At 59.1% G+C, this 3,724-nt stretch carries 2 protein-coding genes and 2 pseudogenes; 3 read left to right on the top strand and 1 reads right to left on the bottom strand.

Translation table 11 applies throughout. From position 1 onward, the window contains the following. The 3 genes and pseudogenes from ABYT07_RS19715 to ABYT07_RS19725 all read left to right on the top strand — a co-directional run. Nucleotides 1–243 (top strand): annotated as a pseudogene (locus ABYT07_RS19715) (hypothetical protein); the annotation flags it as partial. A gap of 114 nt (nt 244–357) precedes the next feature. Continuing rightward, a complete protein-coding gene (locus ABYT07_RS19720) occupies nt 358–2,454 on the top strand; it encodes a 4Fe-4S binding protein (protein WP_372993719.1) in 2,097 nt (698 codons plus the stop codon). Beyond that, entirely contained in the window at nt 2,451–3,326 is an 876-nt protein-coding gene (locus tag ABYT07_RS19725; protein ID WP_372993720.1) for an FAD:protein FMN transferase, read from the top strand. Before ABYT07_RS19720 ends, ABYT07_RS19725 begins: the two co-directional genes overlap by 4 nt. Nucleotides 3,327–3,385: 59 nt before the next feature. Here the strand turns inward: ABYT07_RS19725 and ABYT07_RS19730 are convergent. Beyond that, a pseudogene (locus ABYT07_RS19730) lies at nt 3,386–3,724 on the bottom strand (carbon monoxide dehydrogenase); the annotation flags it as partial.

The raw sequence follows: 3,724 nt of genomic DNA on the forward strand, positions 1-3,724 counted from the left end.
CCCTGCGCGCTGGCGGCCGACCTTGCGGCAAGCGGGTTTGACACGACCGTTCACGTCATCGGTTTCAAGGTGCGCGGGTCGTTCTTCTCGTGGGAACGCGACACCGACAACAGCTATACCGAGGCAGAAAGCGTGTCGCGCTGTTTGGCCGATTTTACCGGCGGCACCTACACCAATGCTGAAACGCTGGATCAGCTGATTGCAGCCTTGCGCGAAACCCTTGGCTGCCAATTTCTGTTCTAGGCCGTTTCGCCCACATCTTCCGCCTTGCCAAAGTCCCGTGACCAAGGCCGAAAACCGCAATCTCAGACCTTAGTCGAATGTCGCTGTGAAACTTCGCCGACTACGGTCTGCTTGATGGGGAGCAATCATTTAACATACAGGCTGGTGGCCGCTTTGTGCGTTTGGCTTTGCACGGCCCTTTCGGCTTGGGCTGAACCACTGCCCCGCGACGCGATTGCGCCCTATATCCAGCCGCCCATGTTACTGGGCGAAGCGTTAAACGACCAAGGCGTCTGGCAACTTTTGAATTCAGGCGGGGCCGAGGCCGGTTATGTGTTCGAAACCGAACCGATGGCCCCCCTGCCCGGATTTTCAGGTGCTGCAATCAACGTGCTTGTGGTGCTCGACCTTGAGGGCCGTTTTCTGGATGTGCAGTTGATCTCGCATAATGAGCCCATATTCGTGTCCGGCCTGCCAGAGCATCTGTTCTATGATTTCTTCAAGCAATATCGCGGCCATTCCATTTCTGACAGTCTGGTCGTCGGATCGCCCTATGGCACCGGCAGCGACGGATCGGCGCTGGTTTATCTTGATGGCGTGACCAAGGGCACCGCGTCGATACGCATCGCCCACGAAAGCATCCTTGCGGCCACGCTCAAGGTGGCACGGGAAAAGATGAACGGGATTGCGACCGGTCCGCCTGCCTTTCCCGATCCCGATTATACCGAAGACCTGACATGGTCCGATCTGGTTGACCAAGGGATCGTTACCCGCAAGACCGTTTCCAATCGTGAAATGGACGAATATTTTGCTGGCACTCTGTGGGAAGACGATGACCCGCAAGCCCAGGAAAATCCCGATGCGCTCTATCTGGACCTCTGGGTCGTCGATATCGGCGCGCCATCTGTGGCCAAGGCGGTGCTTAGCCCCGACGGGTTCCAAGAGCTGCAACAGTTCATGTCGATATCAACGACCGATGAACCGGTTCTTGTGATGGAAACCGCCCGTCACGGGCTGGTCACCGACGCCTTCGTCCGCAACACGGCCCCAGATCTGATCAGTGCGGAACAAGGCGGTTTTCCGATCGCCTTTCGCGATTCAGACATCTTTGTCGATCTTAACAATGCGGTGCCCGAGGCGCTGCACGACGGTGCGGCGTTGATCTTGCGCACTGATCGCCGTTTGGGCTTTGACCCGACCGCTGAATGGATTTTGCGCATCAAGGCCCTGCGCGCGCACGGATCGTTCCAGCCGCAAATCGGGTCAGCCACGCTTGAATTGCCCCACATCACGCCAGACCGCTTTTATGCGCGCATCGAACCTGTCACCCCGTCGCCGCCTTGGGTGGACGCATTGCGCAACCGTCAAACCGATCTGATCATTCTATCGGTGTTCCTGATCGGGTTGCTTGCGGTTCTGGGGCTGCGGCTGAATCGGCTTGCAGGGCATCGCCATTTCACCGCGATCCGGTTGGGCATTCTGGCCTTTGTGGTCGGATTTATCGGCTGGTGGGGACAGGGCCAGCTGTCTATCGCGACCCCGCTTGCCGTCGGTCGCACGGCTTTGGAGGGCGGGTCCTATGGGTTTCTTTTGTACGACCCGTTTTCCCTTGTGATCTGGGCCGTCACGATCATTGGGTTCGTCCTGTGGGGGCGAGGTTTGTTCTGCGGCTGGCTGTGCCCGTTCGGCGCGCTTCAGGAATTTGCGCACCATCTTGGCCGCCTGTTGCGGTTGCCGCAGATTGAGCCCTCTGCGCTCTGGGACAACCGGTTGAAATGGCTGAAATACATTGTGCTGGCCGTATTGGTTTATTTTCTGTTCACCGCCCCCGCACGACTGGACAAAGCGATCGAGGTCGAACCCTTCAAGACCGCGATCACCACCTTTTTCATCCGCGAATGGTATTATGTCGCCTACGCGGTGGGGCTGTTGCTGCTGTCGATGGTCCTGTTCAAAGGCTTTTGCCGCTACGTCTGCCCCTTGGGGGCGGTGATGGCGATTGGCGGGTTGCTGCGGGGCCGCAAATGGATAGACCGGCGCAGCGCATGCGGCTCCCCTTGCCAGCTGTGCAAGGTGAAATGCAGCTATGGGGCCATCAAGAAAACCGGAGAGATCCAGTATTCAGAGTGTTTTCAATGCCTTGATTGCGTCACCATCCATGACGATCCGAAACAATGTGTGCCGCTGATCTTGGCCGCTCGGGAACGCAAACGCAGGATTGCTGCACAATGACCCTGACACGCCGCCGGTTTCTCACGATCTCTGCCGCTTTCGCTGGCCTGCCTGCAACGGCGCAGGCCCACAGCTGGCAGGGGCGTGCCTTTGGGGCGGATGTGTCCTTGACCATTCGGGGCCCTCGGGATGCCGCCGATGCTGCGATGACCGAGGTCCGCAATCTGATCACCGAGGCCGAGCAGATGTTCAGCCTTTATGATCCCGCATCTGCCCTCTCCGGCCTCAACTCTGCGGGTGTACTGCACCTTCCGTCCCCCCGTTTCTTAGACTTGATGCAGGCCGCCGATACAGCCTTTCGACTGACCGACGGATTGTTTGACCCCACGGTTCAACCATTGTGGGCAGCCCTTGCTGAGGGGCGCGATACCGCCCCCGCGATTGCTGCGATGGGTTGGCAAAAACTGCGGTTTGACCCCACGAAAATCACCCTTGGTCGGTCGCAGGCACTGACGTTCAATGGCATTGCACAGGGGTTCGCAACCGATCTTGTCGCTGATGCACTGGCCGTGCGCGGGCTAACAGACACCTTGGTCAATATCGGGGAATACCGCGCCAATGGTGGTCCTTGGACGGTCGGCATAGCAGACCCCGCCCACGGCTTTCTGGGCCATCGTACGCTAACAAAAGGGGCAATCGCCACGTCGAGCCCCGCCGCGACCCTGATCGGGGCGCAGGGGCATATCCTGCATGCCAATGCGCAGCCACGCTGGTCAAGCGTCACGGTCGAGGCATCAAACGCCACATTGGCCGACAGCCTGTCCACCGCACTGGTGCTGGCACCCCGCGATCAGATCAGCGAGATCAAGGCCCGCGCCGACATCACACGGGTGACATTGATCGACTTCAACGGCGATCTTTCCACACTCTAGTCACCGAAAACACCAAAGGCCCCACCAGATGGCGGGGCCTTCGTGCAGGTTTTCACCCCTTAGGAAGCCGCGGTTACCGCGCGCCCTGTCATGACCTTGACCAGATGCGCACGGTATTCGGCAGAGCCGTGCAGATCCGAAATCATGTTGTCCGCAGGAACCGTCAAACCATCCAACGCCGACGCTGCGAAATTGGCGGACAAGGCTTCCTCGGCGGCGGTCCAACGGTGCACGCCTTCGTTCGAGGCACCCGTCACTGCGACCCGCACACCTTGGGCGGTTTTCGCGACGAACACACCCACAAGCGCAAAGCGCGATGCCGGTTGGACGAACTTTTGATAATTCGCCTTTTCCGGGATCGGGAACTTGACCGCAGTCACGATCTCATCTTCGTCCAG

The organism is Sulfitobacter sp. (assembly GCF_041552635.1).
In the GTDB taxonomy this organism is placed as follows: Bacteria; Pseudomonadota; Alphaproteobacteria; order Rhodobacterales; family Rhodobacteraceae; genus Sulfitobacter.